This window comes from Geomonas silvestris (assembly GCF_014193515.1).
In the GTDB taxonomy this organism is placed as follows: Bacteria; Desulfobacterota; Desulfuromonadia; order Geobacterales; family Geobacteraceae; genus Geomonas; species Geomonas silvestris.
In genome coordinates, this window is the sequence record NZ_BLXX01000009.1 from 190,282 (window position 1) to 214,934 (window position 24,653).

At 58.9% G+C, this 24,653-nt stretch carries 21 protein-coding genes; 6 read left to right on the forward strand and 15 right to left on the reverse strand.

The window, feature by feature from the left end:
* Positions 1-94 precede the first annotated feature (94 nt).
* Complete coding sequence (gene hcp / locus GMST_RS14810; RefSeq protein WP_281380057.1) at positions 95-1,729, reverse strand: hydroxylamine reductase; 1,635 nt, start codon at positions 1,727-1,729, stop codon at positions 95-97.
* A 412-nt stretch (positions 1,730-2,141) separates the two neighbouring features.
* Between hcp and GMST_RS14815 the strand changes: the two genes are divergently transcribed.
* Positions 2,142-3,509: a TAXI family TRAP transporter solute-binding subunit gene (locus tag GMST_RS14815; RefSeq protein ID WP_183355464.1), complete on the forward strand. Its 1,368-nt coding sequence runs from the start codon at positions 2,142-2,144 to the stop codon at positions 3,507-3,509.
* Positions 3,510-3,527: 18 nt separating this feature from the next.
* On the opposite strand, the gene GMST_RS14820 is transcribed toward GMST_RS14815, so the two are convergent.
* Both GMST_RS14820 and GMST_RS14825 read right to left on the reverse strand, forming a co-directional pair.
* Entirely contained in the window at positions 3,528-3,800 is a 273-nt protein-coding gene (locus tag GMST_RS14820) for a hypothetical protein (protein WP_183355465.1), read from the reverse strand.
* A gap of 279 nt (positions 3,801-4,079) precedes the next feature.
* Positions 4,080-5,309, reverse strand: coding sequence for an MFS transporter (locus GMST_RS14825; protein WP_183355466.1), 1,230 nt, complete (start codon positions 5,307-5,309; stop codon positions 4,080-4,082).
* 128 nt (positions 5,310-5,437) lie between these two features.
* Here GMST_RS14825 and GMST_RS14830 point away from each other — a divergent pair, with 128 nt between their 5' ends.
* Positions 5,438-6,316, forward strand: a complete 879-nt coding sequence (locus tag GMST_RS14830) for a LysR family transcriptional regulator (protein ID WP_183355467.1) — start codon at positions 5,438-5,440, stop codon at positions 6,314-6,316.
* A 113-nt stretch (positions 6,317-6,429) separates the two neighbouring features.
* Here the strand turns inward: GMST_RS14830 and GMST_RS14835 are convergent, their stop codons facing one another.
* The 12 genes from GMST_RS14835 to GMST_RS14890 form a co-directional block, all read right to left on the reverse strand.
* Positions 6,430-6,999 (reverse strand): CheB methylesterase domain-containing protein, encoded by a 570-nt coding sequence (locus tag GMST_RS14835; protein WP_183355468.1) that lies wholly within the window; start codon positions 6,997-6,999, stop codon positions 6,430-6,432.
* An 8-nt stretch (positions 7,000-7,007) separates the two neighbouring features.
* Positions 7,008-7,385, reverse strand: a complete 378-nt coding sequence (locus GMST_RS14840) for a response regulator (protein WP_183355469.1) — start codon at positions 7,383-7,385, stop codon at positions 7,008-7,010.
* A 20-nt stretch (positions 7,386-7,405) separates the two neighbouring features.
* Positions 7,406-9,556 carry a PAS domain S-box protein gene (locus tag GMST_RS14845; protein WP_183355470.1) on the reverse strand — a complete coding sequence of 717 codons (2,151 nt, stop codon included), beginning with the start codon at positions 9,554-9,556 and terminating at the stop codon, positions 7,406-7,408.
* A gap of 22 nt (positions 9,557-9,578) precedes the next feature.
* On the reverse strand, positions 9,579-10,673 hold the full coding sequence (locus GMST_RS14850; protein WP_183355471.1) for a protein-glutamate methylesterase/protein-glutamine glutaminase: 1,095 nt from the start codon (positions 10,671-10,673) through the stop codon (positions 9,579-9,581).
* Complete coding sequence (locus GMST_RS14855) at positions 10,673-11,233, reverse strand: histidine kinase (protein ID WP_183355472.1); 561 nt, start codon at positions 11,231-11,233, stop codon at positions 10,673-10,675. Before GMST_RS14855 ends, GMST_RS14850 begins: the two co-directional genes overlap by 1 nt.
* Before the next feature lie 324 nt (positions 11,234-11,557).
* Positions 11,558-12,436 (reverse strand): CheR family methyltransferase, encoded by an 879-nt coding sequence (locus GMST_RS14860; protein WP_308936499.1) that lies wholly within the window; start codon positions 12,434-12,436, stop codon positions 11,558-11,560.
* A gap of 17 nt (positions 12,437-12,453) precedes the next feature.
* On the reverse strand, positions 12,454-14,199 hold the full coding sequence (locus GMST_RS14865) for a methyl-accepting chemotaxis protein (RefSeq protein ID WP_183355473.1): 1,746 nt from the start codon (positions 14,197-14,199) through the stop codon (positions 12,454-12,456).
* 46 nt (positions 14,200-14,245) lie between these two features.
* Positions 14,246-14,743 carry a chemotaxis protein CheW gene (locus tag GMST_RS14870; RefSeq protein ID WP_183355474.1) on the reverse strand — a complete coding sequence of 166 codons (498 nt, stop codon included), beginning with the start codon at positions 14,741-14,743 and terminating at the stop codon, positions 14,246-14,248.
* Positions 14,740-16,860, reverse strand: coding sequence for a chemotaxis protein CheW (locus GMST_RS14875; RefSeq protein WP_183355475.1), 2,121 nt, complete (start codon positions 16,858-16,860; stop codon positions 14,740-14,742). The genes GMST_RS14870 and GMST_RS14875 overlap by 4 nt, the downstream gene beginning before the upstream one ends.
* Entirely contained in the window at positions 16,860-17,189 is a 330-nt protein-coding gene (locus tag GMST_RS14880) for an STAS domain-containing protein (protein ID WP_183355476.1), read from the reverse strand. Before GMST_RS14880 ends, GMST_RS14875 begins: the two co-directional genes overlap by 1 nt.
* A gap of 399 nt (positions 17,190-17,588) precedes the next feature.
* Positions 17,589-17,720, reverse strand: coding sequence for a glycosyltransferase (locus GMST_RS22270; protein WP_246399672.1), 132 nt, complete (start codon positions 17,718-17,720; stop codon positions 17,589-17,591).
* 240 nt (positions 17,721-17,960) lie between these two features.
* A complete protein-coding gene (locus GMST_RS14890; RefSeq protein ID WP_183355478.1) occupies positions 17,961-20,171 on the reverse strand; it encodes a thioredoxin domain-containing protein in 2,211 nt (736 codons plus the stop codon).
* A gap of 162 nt (positions 20,172-20,333) precedes the next feature.
* On the opposite strand from GMST_RS14890, the gene GMST_RS14895 reads away from it, so the two are divergent.
* The 4 genes from GMST_RS14895 (at position 20,334) to GMST_RS14910 (ending at position 24,361) form a co-directional block, all read left to right on the forward strand.
* Positions 20,334-21,041, forward strand: a complete 708-nt coding sequence (locus GMST_RS14895; protein ID WP_183355479.1) for a Crp/Fnr family transcriptional regulator — start codon at positions 20,334-20,336, stop codon at positions 21,039-21,041.
* Positions 21,042-21,651: 610 nt separating this feature from the next.
* A complete protein-coding gene (locus tag GMST_RS22075; RefSeq protein ID WP_198424562.1) occupies positions 21,652-22,788 on the forward strand; it encodes a sugar transferase in 1,137 nt (378 codons plus the stop codon).
* A 24-nt stretch (positions 22,789-22,812) separates the two neighbouring features.
* The gene (locus tag GMST_RS14905) at positions 22,813-23,823 is read left to right on the forward strand and encodes a Gfo/Idh/MocA family protein (RefSeq protein WP_183355480.1); all 1,011 of its coding nucleotides are present in this window, start codon (positions 22,813-22,815) and stop codon (positions 23,821-23,823) included.
* A 31-nt stretch (positions 23,824-23,854) separates the two neighbouring features.
* A complete protein-coding gene (locus GMST_RS14910; protein WP_183355481.1) occupies positions 23,855-24,361 on the forward strand; it encodes an acyltransferase in 507 nt (168 codons plus the stop codon).
* Positions 24,362-24,653 lie beyond the last annotated feature (292 nt).

Below are 24,653 nucleotides of genomic sequence, written 5' to 3' on the forward strand. Positions count from 1 at the left end.
AACTTACCGCCTAGAACTTAGGACGTAGACCCAAAAAAAACGCGGCCCCGGAATTCCGGAGCCGCGTTTTTTCGTGATGGTCGCTGCCTTTTTCTTAGCCGAGGATCTGCTTCAGGTCCCCTTCGGCGGTGCCGATCGGGGCGATGTTGAAGTTCTCCACCAGGAAGTTCAGGACGTTCGGGGTGATGAAGGCCGGGAGGCTGGGTCCCAGCTTGATGTTCTTGATACCCAGGTGCAAGAGGGTCAAGAGGATCGCGACCGCCTTCTGCTCGTACCAGGAGAGGATCATGGAGAGCGGCAGGTCGTTTACGCCGCAGTTGAAGGCACCGGCGAGGGCCACGGCGATCTGGATCGCGGAGTAGGCGTCGTTGCACTGACCGACGTCCAGAAGGCGCGGGATGCCGCCGATGTCGCCGAAGTCGAGCTTGTTGAAGCGGTACTTGCCGCAGGCCAGGGTCAGGATCACGCAGTCGGCCGGGACATTCTCGGCGAACTCGGTGTAGTAGTTACGGCCGCTCTTCGCGCCGTCGCAACCGCCGATCAGGAAGAAGTGACGGATGGCGCCGGATTTCACCGCGTCGATGACCTGCGGAGCCACGCCGAGCACCGCGTTGTGCCCGAAGCCGGTGAGGATCTCTTTGCCCGGGTTCTCTGCGAAGCCCGGCAGAGAGAGCGCCTTGTCGATGACCGGGGAGAAGTCCCAGCCGTCGATGTTTTTCACGTCGGGCCACTGCACGAGGCCCCAGGTGAACAGGCGGTCCTTGTAGCTTTCGGCCGGACGCTGGATGCAGTTGGTGTTGAAGATGATGGCGCCGGGGAAGTTGACGAACTCTTTCGCCTGGTCCTGCCATGCACCGCCGAAGTTGCCCGCCAGGTGGGCGTACTTCTTGAGGACCGGGTAGCCGTGAGCCGGAAGCATCTCGCCGTGGGTGTAGATGTTGATCCCTTTCCCTTCGGTCTGCTTCAGGAGCTCTTCGAGCATGCGCAGGTCGTGGCCGGAGACCAGGATCGCCTTGCCGGCCTTGGTGCCGAGCTGGACCGGGGTCGGAACCGGATGGCCGAAGCTGTCGGTGTTGGCCTTGTCCAAAAGCTGCATGGTGACCAGGTTGATGCGGCCGCACTCCATGGCGAGGTTGACGAAATCCATGAGGCCCAGGCTCTTGTCCAGGGTGGCGGAGAGCGCCTTGTGGGTGAAGGCGTAGATCTCCTCGTTCTCAAGGCCGATCACCAGCGCGTGGTGGGCGTAGGCTGCGTAGCCTTTCATGCCGTAGATCAGGATCTCCTGGACCGATTTGACGTCCGGGTCGATGGAGGGATCCTTCACGCCGTGCTGAGCGCCCAGGGCGGCCAGTTCGGCGGTGCTCGCCGCGGCAAACGGTTTTGCAGCTTCGGGAACTTCACCGGCAAAGGCGCCGCCGTTGGCCTGCTCGAAGAGGGCCTGGGCCTGGGTGCGCTTCTCGGCACCCTTGCGGACCAGCTTGGCGATCTCTTCGGCGCTGAAGTCGACGTTGGTCACCGTGGTGAAGAGGCCGTCCAGCATGAAACGGTCGATGTCGGTGTTCTTGGCGCCCTTGGCGCGTGCCTTGTCGGCCCAGAAGGCGATCCCTTTCATGGTGTAGACCAGAAGGTCCTGCAGGGCGGCCACGTCCGGCTGCTTGCCGCAAACGCCTACTTTCGAGCAGCCACCGTTGGCTGCCTGCTCACACTGGTAGCAAAACATGTTTTCCATCGTTACCTCCTTGGCGGTAGTGTTAGGGGTGGTAGTTCCTTTGGCTAAACCAAGCCAGTTCATGATCTTGTTCTTCATTCAGGTCTCCTGTATCCCGGGTGGTCCGGAGTGTGGTAATCTCTCTCGGGTCTTGCTCCGGCAGCACCATGATGGGAGTCGGTGGCCGTTTTGTTGAAGACACCATAGCGGCATCCGATCCCCGCGGCCTTGACCTATGTCATAAAAATGCAGTTCTGTGTTTTAGGCTCTTTTTGGTCGGAAAGGGGGTCCCGGCCTTGACGGAGAAGTTGTAGGTGGCCGATATCATGTGGTAAAAGTAAAACGGGAGCCGCCGGGTTGCCCGGTTCTCCCTGTTTGTGGCTCTAGATGTTTTCTTGGCGGTGTAAGCGCTGTTGCGGTGAGAGAGGTTTTTATGGAAGAGAAAAAGCAGTTTCGTAACTTCGCGGCGGTGCGCCCGGTGGCGCGCTTTGTCGGGGTCTCGGTGCGGGACTTGATGGTGACGGTGGGCCCTTTGCTGCTCCTTACCCTGGCGGCGATCTGGGCGGCCTACTGGCTGTTGCGCCCCGCGCCGCCCAATACGATCACCATAACCAGCGGCCCCGAGGGGAGCAACTTCCTGACCACGGCACAGAAATACCAGAAGATCCTGGCCAAAAACGGGGTGAAGCTGAAGATCCTCACCTCCGGCGGGTCGCTGGACAACCTGCGGCGCTTGAGCGATCCCAAGTTCAAGGTGGATGTGGGGTTCGTGCAGGGGGGCGTTACCCAGGGGGTGAACATCGACGGGCTGGTTTCCCTGGGGAGCGTCTTCCACGTGCCGATGCTGGTGTACTACCGGACTGACGCGCCGGTTCAGCTCCTCTCCGGGTTTGCCGGCAAGCGGATCGCCATCGGGCTTCCGGGGAGCGGCACCCGGGTGCTGGCGCTCACCGTGTTGAAGGCGAACGGGATCGAACCGGGGGGCACGACCCAGCTCGTGGACCTGGGTGGCGAGGCGGCCTCCCAGGCGCTCATCGACGGTACGGTGGATGCCGCCTTCCTGATGGGGGACTCGGCCACCCCGGCGGTAATGCGCAAGCTGCTCTGGACCCCGGGGATCCGGCTGCTCAACTTCCCGCAGGCCCCGGGGTTTGCCCGGCGTTTCCAGTACCTGGAGAAGCTCGATCTTCCGATGGGGGTGTTCGACTTCGGCAAGAACATGCCCCCCGAAGACATCCACCTGATGGGGCCGACGGCCGAGCTGGTGGCGCGGGGCAACCTGCACCCGGCCCTTTCCGACCTGCTCGTCGAGGCGGCGCGCGAGGTGCACGGCAAGGCGACCTTGATGCAGAAGGCGGGGGAATTCCCGGCGCCGCTCGAGCACGAGTTCCCGATCAGTGCGGACGCCAAGCGCTACTACAATTCCGGCAAGAGTTTCCTGTACCGGATGCTCCCCTTCTGGCTCGCCACCCTGGCGGATCGCCTCATCGTGGTGGTGATCCCTATCGTGGTGGTGCTGATCCCGGGGCTTAAGCTGGTGCCGGCGATCTACAGCTGGCGTGTCAGGTCGCGCATCTACCGCTGGTACGGCAACCTGATCGCGCTGGAGCGCAGCATCCTGGCCAACCCCTCGGTCGAGGAGCGCGCGGCGCTGCTCAAGCGGCTGGACGACATCGAGGCCGAGGTCAACAAGATGAAGATGCCGCTGGCGTATGCGGAGCAGTTCTACGTGCTGCGCGACCACATCAAGTTCGTGGGGGACCGCTATAGGGAGGGGCTGCGTGGGGGGGCCGCGGGGTGAAACCCGGGCGAGGCGGCGCTAGTTGTTGACGCCGCCCACCATGGCGCGGTAGATGTCCGGCCGGAGGTAGAATTGCAGGCTGGACGAGGTGGCGGTTTCAAAGGAGATCGCCTGCTCGCCGCCGATGGACTGGTTCAGGCTGAACAGCGGGCGCAGGTTGAGGCCAAGACGCGTGACATCGGCCTCGAACTCCGGCCCGTAGACCGTGGCGTACTCCGACAGGCGGTCCCAGGTGGCCAGCATTTCGACAGGTATGGCGACTCCATCTGCTACACGTATCAGATCCGACATGATGCACTCCTTGCGTTGCAACCTCATGGAGCTTGTATCGGTGGCCGGCAGGAAAACTTGAGCAGGGATGGCTGGGATGAAAACTAAAACTAACAGGGATAAATGGGATTAAAGGGATTAATAATCGAACAGGGATGAAGGGGATAAAATCATGAAAAGGTAAAACCCTCACAAGCCTAAGACTTTAGTATCACCAGCTTGTAAGGGGATGGCTGTGATCCCGTTTATCCCAGTCAGCCCTGTTTATTTTGGGGTTAGTTTTTGTCCCTGGTATCCCTGCTAGCTGCGCAGTGCCTCGAGGGCTGCTACCGCCTCGGCGCCTGACTCGCTTTCACAGATCCTGACGAGCCTTCTCACACAGCACAACGCCAGCACGAGGACCGCGACGATCAGGCAGATCACGCCGTGCCAGCCGAACTCGCTCCAGAACAACCCGCCCGCCGTCCCGGAAACGCTGGAACCCAGGTAGTAACTGAAGAGGTACAGGGAAGCCGCCTGGGCACGCGCCGTACGAGCCCGGCTCCCCACCCACGCCGAGGCGATGGTGTGGGCCCCGAAAAACCCGCAGGTCAGAAATCCTATCCCCACCACGATGGTGGCCACGTCCCCCGAAAGGGTGATCAAGGCCCCCAGCACCATGCTGGCGATCGACAGGCAGATCATCCGCTCCCGCCCGAACAGCTCGACCTGACGCCCGATCATCGACGAGCTGAAGGACCCCAAAAGGTAGACCAGGAAGATCCAGCTCACCGCCGAGTGCCCCAGCGAGAAGGGGGGCGCCAGGAGCCGGAAGGTGATGTAGTTGTACAGCGTCACGAACCCGCCCATGACGAGGAAGGAGATCCCGTACAGGTAGCGCAGCCCGGGATCCTTGAGCTGCTTGTACAGCGAGCTGAACAGGTAGCGTACCTGGAAACCGCGCCGCGTGAAGTTGGCAGAGGGGGGGAGCGACCAGGCGAAGAAGACGCTGAGCAAAAGGCAGCCGACCCCGATGACCCCGAGCGCCACGCGCCAGCTGGACCACTCGGTCATGGTGGCGGTGAAGATGCGCCCGGTCATGCCGCCGATGGCGTTGCCGCTTATGTAGAGGCCGATGGCTGAACTCAGGGAGGCCGGGGCGATCTCCTCGCTCAGGTAGGCCATGGCGATCGCCGGGAGCCCGGCAAGCGCGATCCCCTGCAGGAGCCGCAGCAGCAAAAGCGGCAGGAAACTGTGGGTGAACGAGGTGAAAAGCGCCAGGAGCGAGGTGGTAACGAGCGAGGCCACCATGACCTGCTTGCGCCCGAAGGTCTCGGAGATGGTCCCGGCAAAGAGCATGGCCACCGCCAGGCTGCAGGTGGTCATCGACAAGGGCAGGCTCCCCAGCGCCGCCGGCAGCCCGAACTCCTTGGAGAAGACCGGCAGCAGGGGCTGCACGTCGTACAGGGTGATGAAGGTGACGAACCCGGCCATGAAGAAGGCGAGGTTGATCTGACGGTATCGTTTGGTGCCGCTGGTAACGGAGCCCATAGGTCCTTCTTTTACGGGTGAATAGCTTCGGTCAGGGTGACTATAGCTCTTGCGGAAGGATAAGAAAAATATATAATAATTATTGTTTCGATAAGTAATTACTATGGTTTGACAGGATGAGGTGCGCGATGGACGTCCGGCAGCTCAGGTACTTTCTGGAAGTGGCCCAGGTGCGGAACTTCACCAAGGCGGCGGAAGCGCTGCACATAGCGCAGCCGGCGGTCAGCATGGCCATCAGGAAGCTGGAGGAGGAGCTCGACCTGACCCTCTTCAACCGGCAGGACAAGAAGGTCTCGCTCACCGCGGAAGGGGAGATCTTCCTCCCCCACGCGCAGCGCATCCTGGACGACCTGAAGGCGGCCGAGCAGGAGATGGGGGAGTTGCGCGGGCTCACCAAGGGGGAGGTGCGCATCGGCATCCCTCCCATGATCAGCGCCTACTTCTTTCCCGACATCATCAGGGATTTCCAGCGCCGCTACCCGGAGCTCTCCCTGTCGGTGCTGGGGGAGGGGGCGGGCCGGATCCAGAAGCTGATCGGCCAAGGGGAGTTGGACATGGGGGTGGTGGCCGGGGAGAGCTTCCCGGAGAACCTGGAGGTGCGCCGCTTTCTGCGCGAGGAGATCGTGGTCTGCGTGCCGCTGGATCACCCGTTCGCGCGGCGCGGTTCGGTGACGCTGGCCGAGTTCATCCGGGAGCCGCTGGTCTTTTACAAGGAGGGGTACTACATCAGGGAGTTCTTCCTGGACGTCTTGAAGGGGACGGGTGCCGCGCCGAGTATCGTCTTCGAAACGAACCTCTTTTCCCTGGTGAAGTCGCTGGTGCGTAACGGCACCGGCATCTCCATCTTCCTGCGCATGGTGGTCAGCGCGGACCAGGACCTGGCAGCGGTCTCCTTCGACCCGCCGCTGCACCTCGACCTCTTGATCGCCTGGAAGAAGCAGGTCTACCTCTCCCGCGCCAACCGCGCTTTCGCCGACTTCTTGCTCAAGCAGATCGAGGAACGCTAGAAGTAACCGGGGGACCGGCTCCGCCAGGTGCCTGTCCCCTTAAGGTCTTTGGTTCGGTCTTTCCCCTGTGTCCTCGCCTTTCCCTCTGTGTCCTCGGTGGTCAGGCTTTGCCCCTAGCGCCGCCCCAGAAGCTCCACCAGTTTCGCCGCGATCCCCAGCGGGGGGAGGACGTAATCCACCGCGCCGGTCTCAAGCGCCGCCTTCGGCATGCCGTAGATCACCGAGGACTTCTGGTCCTGGGCGATGGTGGTCGCGCCGATATCCTTCATGTGCTTAAGCCCCAGGGCGCCGTCGCGCCCCATCCCGGTCAGGATGACCCCGATCAGCTGTCCCGCCGATTGCCGGGTGAAGGAGAACATGGTGACGTCCACCGAGGGCTGCACGTAGTTCACCCGCGGACCGGTGTAGAGCGCGAAGCGGTGGTTTCCCTCAACCTTGAGATGGTAGCCGCCTGGGGCCAGGTAGATATGCCCGGCTTTCATGAACTCGGCGTCGCGCGCGAGTTCCGCTGGCATCGAGGCGCTCGCCGCGATCCCCTGCGCGATCCTGAAGTCCATCTCCGGGGTGATGTGCAAGACCACGAGGAATGCCGCGTCGAGCGGGGGGAGCTCGCTGAAAAGCGTCTTGAGCGTCATGGGGCCGCCGGTGGAAACTCCTATAACCACGATATTTTTGGCTTTCATAGGCACGCTCAGGCTTGAACCAGCTTCAGGTAGTACTTCAGAGCGTCGACCAACTGGTCCGGTCCAAACGGCTTGGTGAGGTAGTCGGTCACGTACTCCTGCAGCCCGTCCATCCGGGAGTCGGGCTGTCCCATCCCGGTGAGCATCAGGATCAGGTTGCCGCTGTACAGCCCGCGCTCCACGATCTCCCGGATGGTCTGCCAGCCGTCCATCTCGGGCATCATGATGTCCATCAGGATCACCCCCCGGAAACCCGCCTGCAGGTGCTCCAGGCACTCCTCCCCGCTGGCCGCGCAGACCAGGTTCAGCTCCTCGAACTCGCAGATCATCTGCACCGATTGCCTGATGTGCTCGTTGTCGTCGACGATCATTACGCCGTTTTCCATGTCGGTTCCCTCGTGGTTCATCAGGCCTTTGCTGCCTTCAGTGTGAAGAAGATGGTGGTGCCCTGGTTGAGTCCCGGGCTCTCGGCCCAGATCCTCCCCTGGTGGTTCATGACGATGGTCCTGCAGATGGGAAGCCCCAGCCCCTGCGTCTTGGTGTCGTGGCGCGCGGCGTCGACCTTGAAGAACTCCCGGAAGATGAGCTCGCAGTGTACCGGCTCCAGCCCAAGGCCGTCGTCGTGGACCGCTACGGTCACGGTCTCCTCGCCCAGATTCGCCCGGATCCGGACGTAGCCGTGCTCTGCCGCATAGCGGGCCGCGTTGCTGAGCAGGTTGTCGAAGAGCAGGGCGAGTTGCTCCGGCTGGCCGAATACGGCGAGCTGCGGGTCTATCTCGTTCAGACAGGTCACGCCGCGCTGCTCGAACTGGGCGGCACAGCCGTGCAGGGAAACGCGGGCGATCCCCGCGAGCGGGACCGGGCCCAGATCCGGCACTGCCTGGGCCCCGGAGAGCCGGACCAGGTCGAGCGCCTTGACGGTCAAACCCTGGATCTGCTGCACCGAATCCTCGCACATGGCGACCATCCGCTCGAGCTTGGGATCCTGGACATGGCGGCGCACCATGGGGAGCAGGGCGAAGAGGGGGGTGAGCGGGGTGCGCAGGTCGTGGCTCAGCTGGGTCAAGAGCGACTCGATCATGTTGGAGTGCTTAAGCTGCATCTCGAGCCGATGCCGCTCCTGCTCTGCCAGCCGCACCTCGGTCACGTCGCGCACCGTCTGGATCCCCCCGACCAGGTTCCCCTGCAGGTCGTAGAGCGGCGAGGCCGCGCTCCAGAGGTAGCGCTCGCCGCGGTGCAGGCCGAGGCAGGCCTCGGCGCTCAGGGTCTTGCCGTTACTGGTGATGCCGGCATACCAGCTCTCCTGGGCCTCGGGAGGGTCCTCCAGAAGGTCGATGAGCATCTTACGGCGCACCCCGTAGAAGGGGACCGCGTAGGCGTAGTTGCCGTTACCGAGGATCTGCTCCTTGCCGACGCCGGTGAGCTCCTCGATGGCCAGGTTCCAGGCGATGACACGGTGCTCCTGGTCCACCACGAAGGTGGGGTCGGGGAGGAACTCCAGGATGTCCGCCAGCTTGCGGTAGGCGTTGCGGGTCTCCTCCTCGGCCTTCTTGCGCTCCGTGATGTCGAGCATCACCCCCACGAGTCCCCCGAGGCTCCCGTTGGGGTTGTGGAAGGTCGCCTTGTTCATGATGACCGAGTGGCGGGTGCCGTCCGAGTGGCGCACCGCCGAAGTCTCGTAGGTTTGCACCCCCGGCGCGGTAAAGAGTTGCTGGTCCATGGTGTGGAAGATCTCGGCGGCATCGCGACTCCACAGGTCGAAGACCGATTTCCCCAGCATCTGCTCGCGGGTTAGGCCTATGTACTCCTCGTAGACCTTGTTGAAGCCGAGGTAGATCCCGGCGGCGTCCTTGTAGAAGATCGGGGCCGGAATGGCATCGATGATCACCTGCAGGAAGTCGAGCTGCTTCTGGGTGCCGTCCTGGGCCCGCTTGCGTTCGGCCAGGAGCAAAAAGGCGCACAGGATGAAGATGCAGGTGAGCACCGCGTTGATGGCCCGGATACGCAGCGCGGTGCGTCGGTAGGCGGCCAGGTAGTTGCCGGCCCGCTCCCCTACCGCCAGGGCGCCGATCACGTTGCCGTGCCGGTCGCGGATCGGCTCGTAGGCGCACAGGAACTTCTCGCCGAGCACCAGCGATTCCCCCCGGAAGGGTTTCCCTTTTACGACCACGCTGTGGTAGATCGTCGCTGGCATCCTGGTCCCGAGCGCCCGGCGGCCGCCGGGGTAGAAGACGTTGGTGGCCACGCGGGTGTCGTCCAGAAAGACACTCGCCGTGCTGCCGGTGATCGCCCTGACCCGGTCGGGAACCTCCTGGTTTCCGCTTGCCCGGTAGCTCCCCATCATGAGGTCGCGACCCTGGACGCTCCAACTGGTCCCCTTGGCTCGGTAGAGCTTCCAGAAGAGCTTGAGGGCGTGGTCCTGGACCTCGGCCGCCTCCTGGGTCTCCTCGGTGCGCACCTGCTTCAGCACGAGCTCCGTGGTGATCGTGAGGCAGATGACGATCACCAGGGCGGCGCTCAGGGTTGCGTTGGCGATCTTGTTGGTCTTAATGGACACGTACCGGTACTCCTGGGGCCGATCAGACCCGGAAACTGCGCTTCCCCTGGGCGGCGAGCCAGGCCTGCAGGCGGTTGGCCAACTCGTCCAGCGCAACGATCTCGTCCACCCCGCCGCGGGCGACAGCCTCCTTGGGCATGCCGAAGACCACGCAGCTCTCCTCGTCTTGGGCGAGAGTGCGGGCACCTACGTTGTGCATCTCGAGCATCCCCGCGGCCCCGTCGTCGCCCATCCCGGTCATGATGATCCCCAGGCAGTTGCTGCCGGCGCAGTTGGCGGCGGAGCGGAACATGACGTCCACCGAGGGGCGGTGCCGGCTCACCGGAGGGCCGTCGGAGAGGGTGGCCGTGTAGTTCGCGCCGCTTCGGGTCAAAAGCAGGTGGCGGTTGCCCGGCGCCACGTAGATGTGTCCCGGCATGAGCCGCTCGCCGTGTTCCGCCTCCTTCACCGCCATGGCGCACAGGCCGTTCAGGCGCGCGGCGAAGGCGCGGGTGAAGGCCTCGGGCATGTGCTGGGTGACCAGGATGGCCGGGCAGTCGGCGGGGAGCGCGGCCAGGAAGGTCTTCAGCGCTTCGGTGCCGCCGGTCGAGGCCCCCACCACGATGACCTTCTCGGTCGTCGAGAAGTGCAGGTGGTTGGTGGGGAGCACGGCATCGGCGGTGAGCTTGCGCACCGGGGCCGCCGCCGAGCCGCCACGCGGCACCAGGGGGCGCCTGAGCCCCGCCTGGTAGGCGCTGCGGATCTTGGAGGTGAGCTCCTCGGCGTACTCCAGCATCCCGCTGCGGATATCGAGCTTCGGCTTGGTGACGAAGTCGAAGGCGCCGAGTTCCAGGGCCTTCAGGGTGATCTCGCAGCTCGCCTCGGTGAGCGAGGAAACCATTACCACCGGCATGGGTCTAAGCCGCATCAGTTTCTCCAGAAAGGCGAGCCCGTCCATCTTGGGCATCTCGACGTCCAGGGTGAGGACGTCCGGGTTGAGCGCCTTGATCCGTTCCCGCGCCGCCAGGGGGTCCGGTGCGGTCCCCACCACCTCCAGGTCGGGCTGGGCGTTGATGATCTCGCTCAAAAGCGCCCGGATCAGGGCGGAATCGTCGACGACGAGGACTTTGATGGCCATCAGGGTACTCCTGCCGGCAGGTCCCTGAGCCTTTTCACGAGCACCCGGCCGGTTGTGGGAAAAAAGACGATCTTGCGCGGGCACTTGGCGCCCAGGTCCTGCGCGATCACCCGGATGCCGCGCTCTTCGAGATACCCGAGGGCAAAGGAGGCGTTCTTGTCGCCGATGTCGGTGACCCGTGCCAGCACCCGTCCCGCGCCGAAAACCTTTGCCTCCAGCCGCGGCAGGTTCGCGCCGAGTTGCTCCATATTCTTCAGGAGCTTGCGCATGGCGCAGGAGCCGTAGCGTGCCGAGCACTGGTCGCTGCAGGAGCCGCTGGGCCTCTCGCAGCGGGTTCGGGCCGTTTCGTTCCAGAGTTCCGGAAGCATGAAGTGGTTCATCCCGCCGACCTTGCAGACCGGGTCGAAGAGGCAGACCGAGACGCAGGATCCCAGGAGGGTGGCGATGGCCGTGGTCGGCTCGCAGGTTGCGTAGAATTCGCCGGGGAGGATCTTGACGACCTGGGTTTGCAGGTCCGGGTCGAAGTACCCGCGGCTGCCGTGTTGCTGCTCTTTAAACATGGGACCTTTCCGAAACGCGGCGGTAACAAGGAGGCCGCTGGTGAGCTTTTTAGTGACCTATCGGCAAAAGAGAAGGAAACTGAAACCTTTGAAAGTCCTAGGTTCTCTGTTCCTACGTCCCAGGTTGAAAATCGGGAAGCAGGCCTACGCGGCCCTAAGGCGGAGCGCGGCGTGACGTTAGAGATGGGCAACCAGAACGTGGCGCTTACCTGCAGCGACCGGGCAAAGGAGCATAGGGCGCGGTGACGAGAGAATACAGAGGCAGAGTAAGAGGGGACGTAGAACCTAGAACTCAGAACGTAGAACCTGGGACCTCCTTTGTGGTTACTTGAGCGTGTAGACCGTGTTGCCGCAGATTTCGAAGAGGTCGGAGGCGTGGTGGAAGCTCTCGGAGTGGCCGACGAACAGAAGGCCGTGCGGCTTGAGGTACCCCGCCAGCCGTTTCAAGAGGGCGTACTGGGTCTGCTTGTCGAAGTAGATCATCACGTTGCGGCAGAAGATGTAGTCGAACCTGCCGCGCATGGGCCAGCTCTCGTCGAGCAGGTTCAGGCGCTTGAAGCTCAACAGCTGTTTCACCTCGTCGCGCACCCGGGCGTGCCCTTCGTTTTTACCTTCACCTCTTAAAAAGAAACGCCTGAGCTGTTCCGGCGGGAGCTTGGCGAGCTGGTCCATGGGGTAGACGCCGCGCCGGGCGGTGGCGAGTACGTTGGTGTCGATGTCGGTCGCCAGGATGCGCGGCTGGTGGCGGTAGCTCTTCAGGGCCTCGAGGACGGTCATCGCGATGGAGTAGGGCTCCTCGCCGGTCGAGGAGGCGCAGGTCCAGATGGTGAGGGTGCTGTCCCGGTGCTCGGCCAGCCGCTCCGCGAGGATTTTGAAGTGGTGCGGCTCGCGGAAAAAGGAGGTCATGTTGGTGGTGAGGGCGTTTATGAAGGCCTCGATCTCCTGCGCGTCCCCCTGGACCACGTAGTCGAGGTACTCGGTGAAGTTCTGCATCCCGCGGGCGCGCAGGCGGCGGGCCAACCGGCTGTACACCATGTCCCTCTTCGCGGGAGAGAGGGAGATGCCGGCCAGTTGGTGGATCAGCTCGCGGACCCGCTGGAAATCCTCCTGCGCGAAGTCGAAGTGCAGGGGAGTGCCTTCGAAGGCCTCGAAGGCGCTCCCCCTGGTCTCGTGCTCGGCTCCCTGGGTCCCCAGGAACTTCAATGTGGCGGCGAGGGCTCTCAGAACTCTTTCCAGTCGTCGTCCAGGTCGGCTGCCTCCACCGCGGCTGCCGGACGGATGTCGACGCGGGCCGCACGCGGTACCGCTGTCTGGCTCGGTTTTTTCTCTCCCAGCTTGGGGAGCTGTGCCGCGGCCCCGGAACGGGTCACCTTGCGGGGCGCCGCGGCGGACGCCGCGTGGCTGCGCCCCCCCTCCTCGAGCTTGAAGCGAGCCACCACCGCCACCATCTGGCGGGCCTGGTCTTCCAGCGACTCGGCCGCTGCCGCCGCCTGTTCGACCAGCGCCGCGTTCTGCTGGGTGACGTCGTCCATCTGGGTGATGGCGATGTTCACCTGCTCGATGCCGCTGGACTGCTCGACGGAGGCCGCCGAGATCTCGGCCATGATGTCGGTCACCCTCTTGATGCTGGTCACGATGTCCTGGGTGGTGCGGCCGGCCTCCTCGACCAGGCGGCTGCCGTCCTGCACCTTGCCCACCGAGTCCTCGATGAGGGCCTTGATCTCTTTCGCTGCGGCGGCGCTTCTCTGGGCGAGGCTTCTCACCTCGGCCGCCACCACCGCGAAGCCGCGCCCCTGCTCGCCGGCCCGGGCCGCCTCGACCGCTGCGTTCAAGGCGAGGATGTTGGTCTGGAAGGCGATCCCGTCGATGACTCCGATGATGTCGGAGATCTTCTTCGAGCTGTCGGTGATGGACTCCATGGTGAGCACCACCCGGTTGATCACCTCGCCACCCTTGACCGCCACGCCGCTTGCGTTGATCGCCAGCTGGTTCGCCTGCTGGGCGTTGTCCGCGTTCTGCTTCACCGTCGAGGTGAGCTCCTCCATGGAGGATGCCGTTTCCTCGAGGGCGCTTGCCTGCTCCTCGGTGCGCTGGGAGAGGTCGGCGTTGCCGGCGGCGATCTCCTCGGTGGCCGTGGCGATGGAGTCGGAGCCGTTTCTCACCTCGCCGACGATGCGGGCGAGCCCCTCGTTCATCTCCTTCAACGAGCCGATCAGGTCGCCGGTCTCGTCCTTGCTCTCCACGGTGAGGTGCGCGGTGAGGTCACCCGAGGCGATGCGCTGCGATGCCGCGATGGCCTGGTCCAGAGCGAGCTTGATGCGGCGCGCCACCACCCAGGCGAAGGCGAAGACCACCAGGGAGAGGAAAAGCGTCCCGCCCAGGATCTGCCAGCGCATCTTGGCGACCTGCACCTGCACGTCGTCGACGTAGATACCGCTCCCCACGACCCAGCCCCACTCCTTCATGAGCTTCACGTAGGAGATCTTGGGTACCGGGACGTTGGAGCCGGGCTTGGACCAGAGGTAGTCGACCACCCCCTCGCCCTTGTCGCGGCAGACGTTGACGAACTCGACGTAGAGCCTCTTGCCGTTGGGGTCCTTGGTCTCGTTCTGCAGCTTGCCGATCATCTCGGGCTTGATGTGCATGAGCACTCTGGTGTCCATGTCGTTGACCCAGAAGTACTCGCTGCCGTGGTACCTCAGTTCGCCGATTTCCTTGAGGGCGTCGGCCTGGGCCTGGGCCAGGGTCCGTTTTCCCTGTTTTACGTCGTTTAAGTTACTTTCCAGCACCGCGTAGGCCACGTCGACCACGCCTTTGGTCGCCGTGATCTTCTCGTTCATCAGGTTCTTCTCCATGTAGGGGAGCACGTAGAAGAGCACCCCGAGGATCAGTAACGTGACGGTGGCGATGGAGATACTGAGAATCTTGGTGAGGATCTTCCAGTCCTTGAATCCGGTCATTTTCATGGTTGTTTCCGCCTTGAATGAGAGTTTGAGCTATCGTAAAGGGCTTTTACACTTCGGGAAGCCGCTCCATGAGCTGCATCTCGTCGCTCGTGACGAGCTTCTCGATGTCGATCAGGATCAGCATGTCGTCGTTCACGGTCCCAAGGCCGGTCAGGTACCGGGTGTCCAGGGCACTGCCGAACTCGGGGGCCGGCTTGATCTGCTCCTCGGAGAGGGCCACCACGTCGGAGACCCCGTCCACCACCATCCCCACCACCTTGTCGGCCACGTTGATGATGATCACCACGGTGAACTCGTGGTAGGTCGCCTGCCCCACCTTGAACTTCAGGCGCAGGTCGACGATGGGGACGATCACCCCGCGCAGGTTGATGACCCCCTTGATGAAGTCCGGGGTGTTGGCGATCCGGGTCACGCTGTCGTAGCCCCTGATCTCCTGCACCCTGAGGATGTCGATCCCGTAGGTCTCCTCGGCGAGGGTGAAGGTGAGGAACTCGGCCCCGCGGGCCTGGTTCTGTTCGGTTCTTAGTGCTCCCTGCATGGTCATGCCGCCTCCTTGGCCGGGCCCGGATCGGGCTGGGCCTTTTTCGCCATTTCGAAGAGTTCCGCGACGTCCAGGATGAGCGCCACGCGGCCGTCACCCAGGATGGTGGCGCCGGCACTCCCTTCTACGCGGCGGTAGTTGGTCTCGATGCTCTTCACCACCACCTGCTGTTCGTCCAAAAGCGCGTCCACCAAAAGGGCGGTCTTCTCCCCTCCCAAGTCGACCAGGACCAGGATCCCCTGGCGCGGGTCGCTTACCTCGGTTTCGATGTTGAACAAGTTGTGAAGCCTGAGGATGGGGAGGTACTCGCCGCGCACCGCCACCACCTGCTTGCCGTTCACGCTTTTGAGCTGGTCGGACTTGGGCTGCAGCGACTCGATGATGGCGCTTAACGGGATGATGAACTTCTCGCCACCCACGGCAACCGAGAGCCCGTTCAGGATGGCCAGGGTGAGCGGGAGGCTTATGGTGACGCAGGTCCCCTTGCCGGCTTGCGAGGCGATCTGCACCCGCCCCCCCATCGCCTGCACGTTCTTGAGCACCACGTCCATGCCGACGCCGCGCCCGGAGAGGTCGGTGACCTGGTCGGCGGTGGAGAAGCCGGGGGCGAAGATGAGCTGCCAGACCTCCTCGTCGCTCATGCTCTCCGAATAGGGGACCCCCGCCTCGCTCGCCTTGGCGAGGATCTTGTCGCGGTTCAAGCCGGCTCCGTCGTCGGAGACCTCGATGGCGATGCGGCCGGCCACCTGGGAGGCCTTGAGCTGGATGGTCCCGGTCGCCTCCTTGCCGCTGGCCAGGCGCGCCTCGGAGGTCTCCAGCCCGTGGTCCAGGGCGTTGCGCACCAGGTGCGAGAGGGGATCGGCCACCTTCTCGATGAGCCCCTTGTCGAGCTCGGTGGTCTCGCCCACCATCTTCAAATCCACCGATTTTCCGAGCCGGGCCGCCAGCTCACGCACCATGCGCGGGAAACGGCTGAAGACGATGCTGATCGGCACGAGCCTGATCGACATGACGCTCCCCTGCAGGTCGCGACTGTTGCGCGCCAGCTGGGCGAGCCCCTTGTGCAGGGTCTCGTAGCGCACCGGGTCGAGCTCTGCCGCCACCTGGGCCAGCATGGCCTGGGTGATCAGGAGCTCTCCCACCTGGTTTATCAGCTGATCCACCTTGGTCACGTTGACCCGGATCGAACTCTCCATCTCCCCCTGGCGCCTGCCGAAGGCCCCCGGTGCCGTCTCGTCGCGGTCGTAGGCGCGCCGTCCCTCGAGGCGGGGCTCGGGCTCGGCGGAGGGGGCCGGTCCCGCGGCCGGCAGGGCCGGCAATGCCGCGGCTGCGGGGGTCTCGCGGGGGAGCTCGCGCAGGCTCAGCTGCTCCTCATCGGCCACGAACATGAAGACTTCCATGACCTGGTCGGAGCTTGCCTGGGTGGTCAGGTTGAAGTGCCAGCGGGTGAGGCAGCTCTCGGGGTCGAGTTCCTCGAGCCTCGGCACCGCGACGAGCTCGGCCCGGCTGCTGAAGCCACCCGGCTCGGCGAGCTCGCTCAGCTCCGCGATGATGCTCTCGACCCTGATCCCCCTGCGGAAGATGTTGTCGTCGGGGGTGAAGCTGAGCTCGTAGCGGCGCAGCGCACCGTCATCGCAAAGGCTCAGGACGGGCTCGCACGCGGGCACTGGCTCGGGCAGAGCAGCCGCGGCAGCAGGCTGGGAGACGGGGCCGTTGTCGACCAGGCGCTGGAGTTTCCCGCGTACCGCGTCGATAGCCTCCTGGCGCACCGCACTCCCCTCGCGGTGTCCGGCAAGCTGCATGGAGATCACGTCGCCGGCCTCCAAGAGGACGTCCACCATGGAGGCGGTGAAGCCGATCTCGTGCTTGCGCAGCCGGTCCAAGAGCGATTCCATGACGTGGGTGACCACCGTCATGTCGTCGAAGCCGAAGATTCCGGCCCCCCCCTTGATGGAGTGCGCCGCACGGAAGATGGCGTTCATCTGTTCCTGGTCCGGTTCCCGGTCCGACAACGAGATGAGTATCCGCTCCATCTCGGCGAGATGCTCGGCACACTCCTCGAAGAAGACCTGGTTGAACCGTTTGACGTCGATGTCCGATCCCGGTTTGCCGTTGCTCATCAGTTATCCTTTGCTCCGTCCTGGGCGCCGAGCAGCCCGGCAAAACCCAGGAGGCGGGTGGTGTCGAAGAGTGCGGGCGCAAGTCCGTGTGGTACGGCGAGGATCCCGTTTCCCTTGAGGTTCTCCAGGAACACCGCAAGAAGCTGGCAGCCGCAGGCGTCCAGCTCGGTTACCTCGCTGAGGTCCAGCTCGGTCCGCACCGGCAACGGGGTCACCTCCAGCTGCTCCTTAAGGGCCGAGGCCAGAAAGGCAAGACCGTCGACTGCCTGGTCCATGGTCCAGGCACCGGTCGGGGTGACCTTCTCCTTGGTACTGGGTGATTGCTGCATGGTTCTCCTCTTCAGCTGGGGAAACACAGAAACTGCCGGTCGGGGAGATGGCGTCTGGCGGCAGCCCGGTTGTCAGGCCCGCTGCGTCGCCGAAGAAAGGCGGTTTTCTTAGTGTTGCTGGCCCTCTTCGGCGTGAGTCGTGCTTACTTTAATGAAATGTGCGGCGCCGAGATTAAAATGTAAGGGTTCTTCTCACATGAGATTTCTTCGATAGAACGGTGAGTTGCCGCGAAGGTGGTGGGATGGGGGCGAGGTGCGGAGGAAGGTGAAATGGGGTAAACGTGATGTTCTCATTGGAATTTCTGCTGCGGGGTGGAGAAGGAGTGTGCCTGATCCGGCTCAGCGCGAGGGCGCGGGAGCCGATGGCGATCTGGTGCCGCTGCGAGTCGAGGTGGGGCCTCAGTACCCCCACTCCTCGATGGGGGGGGAGAGGTCGGCATCGGAAACCAGCACCAGCCGCCCCCGCGCCCTGAGCACGCCGGTCCTCAGGGCGCACCCTTTGCCCCGGTTCTGCGGGTAGCGGATCACCATGAGCCCTCTCAGGTATCGCACACGTCGCGGTAGTTGATGCAACACTCGGTGGCGGAACGGCAATTTCTTGAGCCCCGTTGACATCGAGGCGATGACCACTATAATCCACCCTTGTAGATTAGGAAAAGTTAACATTATTCTCGAATGAGCATCACAGGGCAAACGACCGTTGAGCTCGCGCTGGTAGCAGCACTGCTTACTTCATAAGAGACGACCAGATGGTGCACGATAACCTGTGAATCAGCAATCCTCGTTAACTCGAGGTGAAAGGCATTTAAAGATACGGCTCAATTCAGCAGGGTCGGTGGTCGGCAGTTTACAGGCTCTGCCTTGGCAGACATAAGCTACTGCCTTATCACCATCCGCATGTCTTCCTTCGAGGGCAGGTACAATTCGACAAGACTCAATCATTTGTTCACCCTCGATCGCCTGTATGAGAATGCTGAATGGCAGGTACGACGATCTATAGATCTTCAGCAATGGGTCAGCAGACTTCACGTTCTCTGGTGGTGCAACAATAACAATCTGCAATGTATCTGTGAGATATGCCTGCAGGGCGATTAGCATTTCAGGGACGGCAGTTGGTGTTTCATTTATTCGCGATCCGAATGCGGAGAACGCGCGCTCAGCAGTTTCTCGATATTCCTTTTGATCAGTAATTCCATAAAGCCTAACGAGATTTTGTAGCATGACGGAATTCCCGGAAGGGATTGCACCATCGTATGTCGGTTTTTCCCGTGCAAGTAACTCCTCATGTCTACTGCTAGTCATGAAGTATCCGCCACATTCCTCGTCTAAAAATTCGTTTTGCACGACATCATTTAGCGCCAGTGCATGTCTCAAATGCTGTATATCGCCTGTGGCTTCAAAGAGGTCGAGGAATGCAGCTATCATAAAAGCGTAGTCGTCGAGAAAGCCAATTCCTTTTGGAAAACTTTCTTGAAAACTGTGGGCCAAGCCTCCGCTGTGAGTCATCTCCTGGCAAATGAACCGTGCTACTTCTTGGGCTACGCCAAGTAGACCCTTGTCGTCGAGGAAAAAACCGGCTTTGGAAAAGGCTGAGATTGCAAGGCCGTTCCACGAGGTTAACATTTGCTCATCGCGAAAAGGCAATGGCCGCTGTAGTCTTACTTTCAATAGTTCGTTTCGGCACTCGCCAACCGTAGTTGCAAAATTTTCAGTCGATATTCCCATTTTCCCAGCAAATTGCTGAATCGATTCTTTCCGATGTGGGACGCTACGTCCGTCAAAGTTGCCAATCGTGGTAATGCCAAAAAAAGTGCCGATGGATCGTGCGTTGTCGGTACCGAGGACCTCCGTAAGTTCATTTGGAGTCCAGGTGAAAAAGTAACCTTCTTCACTTTTCCCGTTAGGTCCTAGACTGTCAGCGTCTGTAGCGGAAAAGAAACCTTTTTCAGGTGCTTTAAGTTCACGAAAAAGGTATCCCATAGTCTCTTTTGCAATTGCTGCGAATTCCGAGGAGCCAGTTACCAGGTAACCCTCTAGGTAAGTGGTTGCAAGTTGGGCATTATCGTAGAGCATCTTCTCAAAGTGGGGAATAATCCATTGGCTATCAATGGCGTATCTATGAAATCCTCCACCGATCTGATCATAAATTCCGCCACATGCCATTTTGGACAAGGTTACCTTCACCATTCTGCAAAGATCCGAATTGCCAGTATCCCAGTACTGGCGGAGAAGGAACCTGATAGATAATGAGCTTGGAAACTTTGGAGCTCCGACAATGCCGCCATTTACAGGATCAAACAGTGTGCTGTAGCGTTCAACAGCACGACGAAGTGCGGAAGTCTCTGGTGCAGTGCGTGATTTATCGACGGTTAGCATTTGTTGTCGTACTGCGCTCGTAACTTGCTGTCCAGCCAGATGCAGCCGACTAGGGTGATTATTGTACATCTCAGTGATTCGTTGCAACAGCGCCAGGAAACTCAGGCCTCTCTGGCTATCAAAGGGAGGAAAATAGGTACCTCCATAGAACGGATTACCATCAGGGGTTAGGAAAATGTTGAGCGGCCACCCACCCTGAGCTCCCATAGTGCCTAGGACATTCATAAATTGGGAATCAATGTCTGGCCGTTCTTCTCGGTCTACCTTGATAGATATATAGTGCCCATTCAAAAAGTGAGCAATAACTTCATTCGCAAACGACTCGACTTCCATGACATGACACCAATGACAAGTAGCATAGCCAATGCTCACAAACAATGGCCGGGATAACTCTTTGGCTAGATTTAAAGCCGTCTCACCCCAAGGGAACCAGTTAACTGGATTGTTGGCGTGCTGAAGAAGATAGGGACTAGACTCTAGAATGAGTCGATTAATAAATTTAGGTTTGAACTGCAGACGGCGACAAGCAGCCTCTTGCAATAGCTGCATCTGCGGTGCAGTCTCATCGTCGACACCCGGAAGTGTATCTGGTTTGAATTCATTCATAGTTCGGAGCTCCTATGAGTCACAGCAGATTAATACACGGGTAGATTATATCAGTTGCGAGTTCAAAATACTGCATCTTAAGTGGAACGTAGTGCAGGTGGTTCACAAGGGAACACTTGGCAGGGGCGAGAATTGCAAAGTAGGTTCGAGAGGGGTAACTACATGCTAAAAACCCAAATCTACCATGATTCGCCACATATGAAGGTTTTACGCGCTATTCCTTTGTTTGCCTCTTTAGAACCAGATGAATATATGGAAGTGCATTCGAGAATAGTTGAGAAAAAATTTTATAAAAACCAAGTGGTGCTTCTAGAAGAAGAAACCTCTAAATTTCTGTATATAGTCTATGGTGGTAAAGTCCGAGTAGTAAATTTAGGTAGTGATGGGAGCGAAAGGATACTTGCCGTCCATAAACGCGGAGACATATTCGGCGAGATGGCAATGTTAGATGCTAAAACAGCGCCAGCAACTGTTATAGCTATGGAAGATTCTGAAATAGGGCTGTTGTCAAAGCAAATTTTTGACAAAATATTTCTGAAAAGCGAAAAAGCTGTGTTGCAGATAGTCGGAATACTTTGTCGAAGATTGAGGGAAGCACAGTTAATGCTTAAAGCTATAGCATTACCTGATGCTGAAATGAGGCTGAGATCAATACTCAATCACCTGAGTAGGCTGCATGGCGTAAGGGATGATCGTGGCGTCGTGATAGCGCTGCGGCTTACTCACAAAGAACTAGCAGGGTACACCTCAGTTTCTAGAGAGACAGTTACCAGAATTCTGCATCGTTTAACAATGGAAGGCGATTTGGAAACTCTGGAGAACAAGACGATTCTACTCAAAGAAAGCTTTTGGGAAAAACAGCAGTTTTAAGGGTTTCGCTCCCTCCGGCGTATCCATCCGCCGCTAATTGCCGGGCACTTACATCTTGCAGTCACCTAACATCCTGCATGCAGCAGTTCCCAATCCTTTTGGGAGAGTTACCCGATCCCCTTCAACACCGCATGAAATCATCGATTTGAATTTATTTCTTTGTAAATGATATTATTCAATATTTGCATGATTGTAGTCGAAAGAGCTGTTATCTCAGTAGTCGTACGCCTTGAAAAGGGCAACCTTTGGCGAGTGAAACGGCTGCTGGATTGTCGGGTCGCGGGAAGAGTCGTCTCGTTACCTGATTTTACTGATTTGCAAAGAAACGATAGCTACCGGTAAAATTTCACTGCAAACGACCTCAGGTGGCCGAACTGGTGATTTTCAGGTTCGTGCATATCGGTCAAATCAGTTTCAGTTGACAGGACAGCAACCAAAGCTATACTTGTGATAGTTAAGCAAAACTAATTAAACATGCGAGCGATTACTGGACGCTGAGGGAATATCCCGTCTTGCCGCTCAGTCATCGCCGGCTCGGTGGATTTGACGTTTTGCTCTGATGCCCGTGATTCGGATTAACTGATGGTTTTTTTAACGTAGTGAGGAAGCAATGATCGGCACTACCTGGAAGAACCGATACTGGTTACGCAAGATGATAAGAAGGTGTCAAATATCGAATGATAGTTCGACTTGGGACCACGAATTCTATCCGGAACGACATTTTAAAGAGAAATTGATTCAAGAGAGAAAGAGAGCGGAGCGCTCAAATAAACCATTGCTTGTGATGGTGATTGATCCCAATACCAGTGGGCTTGCAGATCGGGACGGTGGAAGTAGATGGCTCTGTGAGAGGCTGCATCACTGTGTCAGACATACGGATATATGTGGAGTACTCAAACCAGGATCACTTTTTGGAGTAATCCTGACCGAGGTAGAACCAGAGAAGATAAGCACGGCACAAATGATTGTTGCCGAAAAAACACGAGCAATGCTGGCCTCATTGGTAAACGAGGAAACGGCACGACAGATAGTGATTGATTTTCGAATCTTCCCCGTAGCCGGAGGACCGCTCCTTTTCGATATGACCTTCTACCCCGAATTGTTTACCGTGGATTTTCGAGTTAAAGCGGGGGAGATTGTCAAGCGGGCACTGGACGTGCTGGGGAGCATCGTCGGGCTTATTCTCTTTTCGCCTTTTTTTATCACTTTGCCGATTTTTATAAAGTTTTCTTCTAAAGGGCCTGTGCTCTTTCTTCAGGACCGGATCGGACGCAATGGCACGAAGTTCAAGTTGCTCAAGTTCCGTTCCATGTACCTCGACAACGATGACGTCATTCATCGAGAGTACGTGACGAAGCTTATCAATGGCCAGATTTCCGCATCGCAGGGTGTGTTTAAAATTCAATTTGACCCGAGGATTACTCCTGTAGGGAGATGCCTGCGGAAATACAGTCTGGACGAGCTTCCACAATTTATCAATGTGCTAAAAGGCGACATGTCCTTGGTTGGACCGCGCCCACCAATTCGTTATGAAGTCGAGAACTACGCTGGTTGGCAACGAAACCGACTGATGGGCAAACGTCCGGGAATTACAGGTTTGTGGCAGGTAACCGGTAGAAGCAGTACCAGCTTTGATGAGATGGTGCGGTTAGACCTAAAATATCTAACGGGGTGGTCCATTATGTTGGATATCAAGATCCTACTGCGAACCCCTCTGGCTGTCTTCAAGGCTAAGGGGGCCTATTAAGTAGCAGAGATAAGGAGCAATATTATGATTAACGTCGGTGTAATCGGCTATGGCTACTGGGGGCCGAATGTGGCAAGGAACTTCAATGAAACTCCGGGGGCAAAAGTCACCGCTATTAGCGATGCTGACGCGGGATCTTTGGCCAGAGCAGCACAGAGCTATCCGGGGATTAGACTTGAACGGGACTGCCAGGGGCTTCTGACTTCAGGGAACCTAGATGTCATCGCAATCGTGACCCCAGTTTCATCCCATTATGAAATAGCCAAGGCGGCTCTTCTCAATGGAAAGCACATCTTCATTGAAAAGCCGTTTACGGCATCGACCTCTCAAGCAGAAGAGCTGATTGAGCTTGCGGCAAAGAATAAACTGAAAATAATGGTTGACCACACCTTCCTTTTCACGGGAGCGGTTAAAAAGATCAAGGAACTCATTGAAGGAGGAATTTTAGGAGACCTATACTACTTTGATTCTATCAGAGTAAACCTCGGCCTATTTCAAAATGATGTAAATGTCGTGTGGGACCTTGCTCCACATGATCTTTCCATAATGGATTATTTAATAGATAAAGACCCAGTTGCCGTGATGGCGACGGGAGTGGCACACTTCAATCATGGCCTAGAGGATGTCGCCTACATAACGATTTACTTCCCCTGCAACGTTATTGCACACCTAAACGTAAACTGGTTGTCTCCTGTTAAGATAAGAACAACATTGATCGGGGGGCAGAAGAAGATGCTCGTTTGGAACGATCTGGTGAACGACGAAAAGATAAGGGTTTATGATAAGGGAGTCGAAGGCATGGAAGGTACCAAAGAACAGTCCTATGGCCTTAGGGTGAACTATCGAAGTGGGGACATGTGGGCGCCAAGGGTGAACCAGGTAGAAGCGCTCAAAGGGGAAGCGGCATACTTTATTGACTGCATTGCGAATGATCAAGTACCGCAAAATAATGGCGAGGCGGGTCTGCGTGTAGTTCGCCTGCTTGAAGCCATTATAAAGTCATTGAAACAAGGTGGCAAACTTGTTCGACTCTAGTGTGGTCACTCCCAAGGCTGCAGGAGCAAATATGGAAACATACTTGGCGATATCAGATGATGTCAAAATTGGTCAAAATGTTCGTCTTGCTAAGTTCATCAATCTCTACGGTTGCACGATTGGAGACAATACGAAGGTTGGTGCATTCGTGGAGGTTCAGAAAAACGCTCAAATTGGTAACAACTGCAAGATCTCAAGTCACACCTTCATATGCGAGGGTGTCGTAGTTGAAGACAATGTATTTATAGGGCACAACGTGACCTTTATAAATGACTTATATCCGAGGGCGACTAGAGCCTGTGGCGAATTGCAGTCTGAGTCTGACTGGTCGGTGGTCCAGACGCTTGTGAAAAAAGGTGCTTCCATAGGATCCAGTTCAACGTTGCTGTGCGGGGTGACGGTTGGGGAATATTCGATTGTCGGTGCCGGCAGTGTCGTAACCAAGGATGTCCCTGCTTATTGCATCGTGGCTGGCAACCCCGCTCGAATTCTGCGCAGCATAAACATTGAGATCGCAGAAGAAACTACAGTTTCTTAGGCTCAAGACTGAACATGATCTGGCAAAACTTATTGAGAGGCCCCACCCATTCTCGAGATCTTTTCCACTGTAAGGTGGCTTGACAAGTTTTGAAGACCACTTTTGCAAGAACCCATTTATTTGGGGTCGACGAAAGATCCCTCATCTGGGGCGGCAGGACAAACTGGATCTTCCCCGATCTTGTGGACAGTCCGAAAAGCTGCTAAAACCGGCAGCACGGAGGGACTGTCATGGCAAAGAAGAGGAAGACGTATTCCAGGGAATTCAAGGTTGAAACGGTTAAGCTCATCAC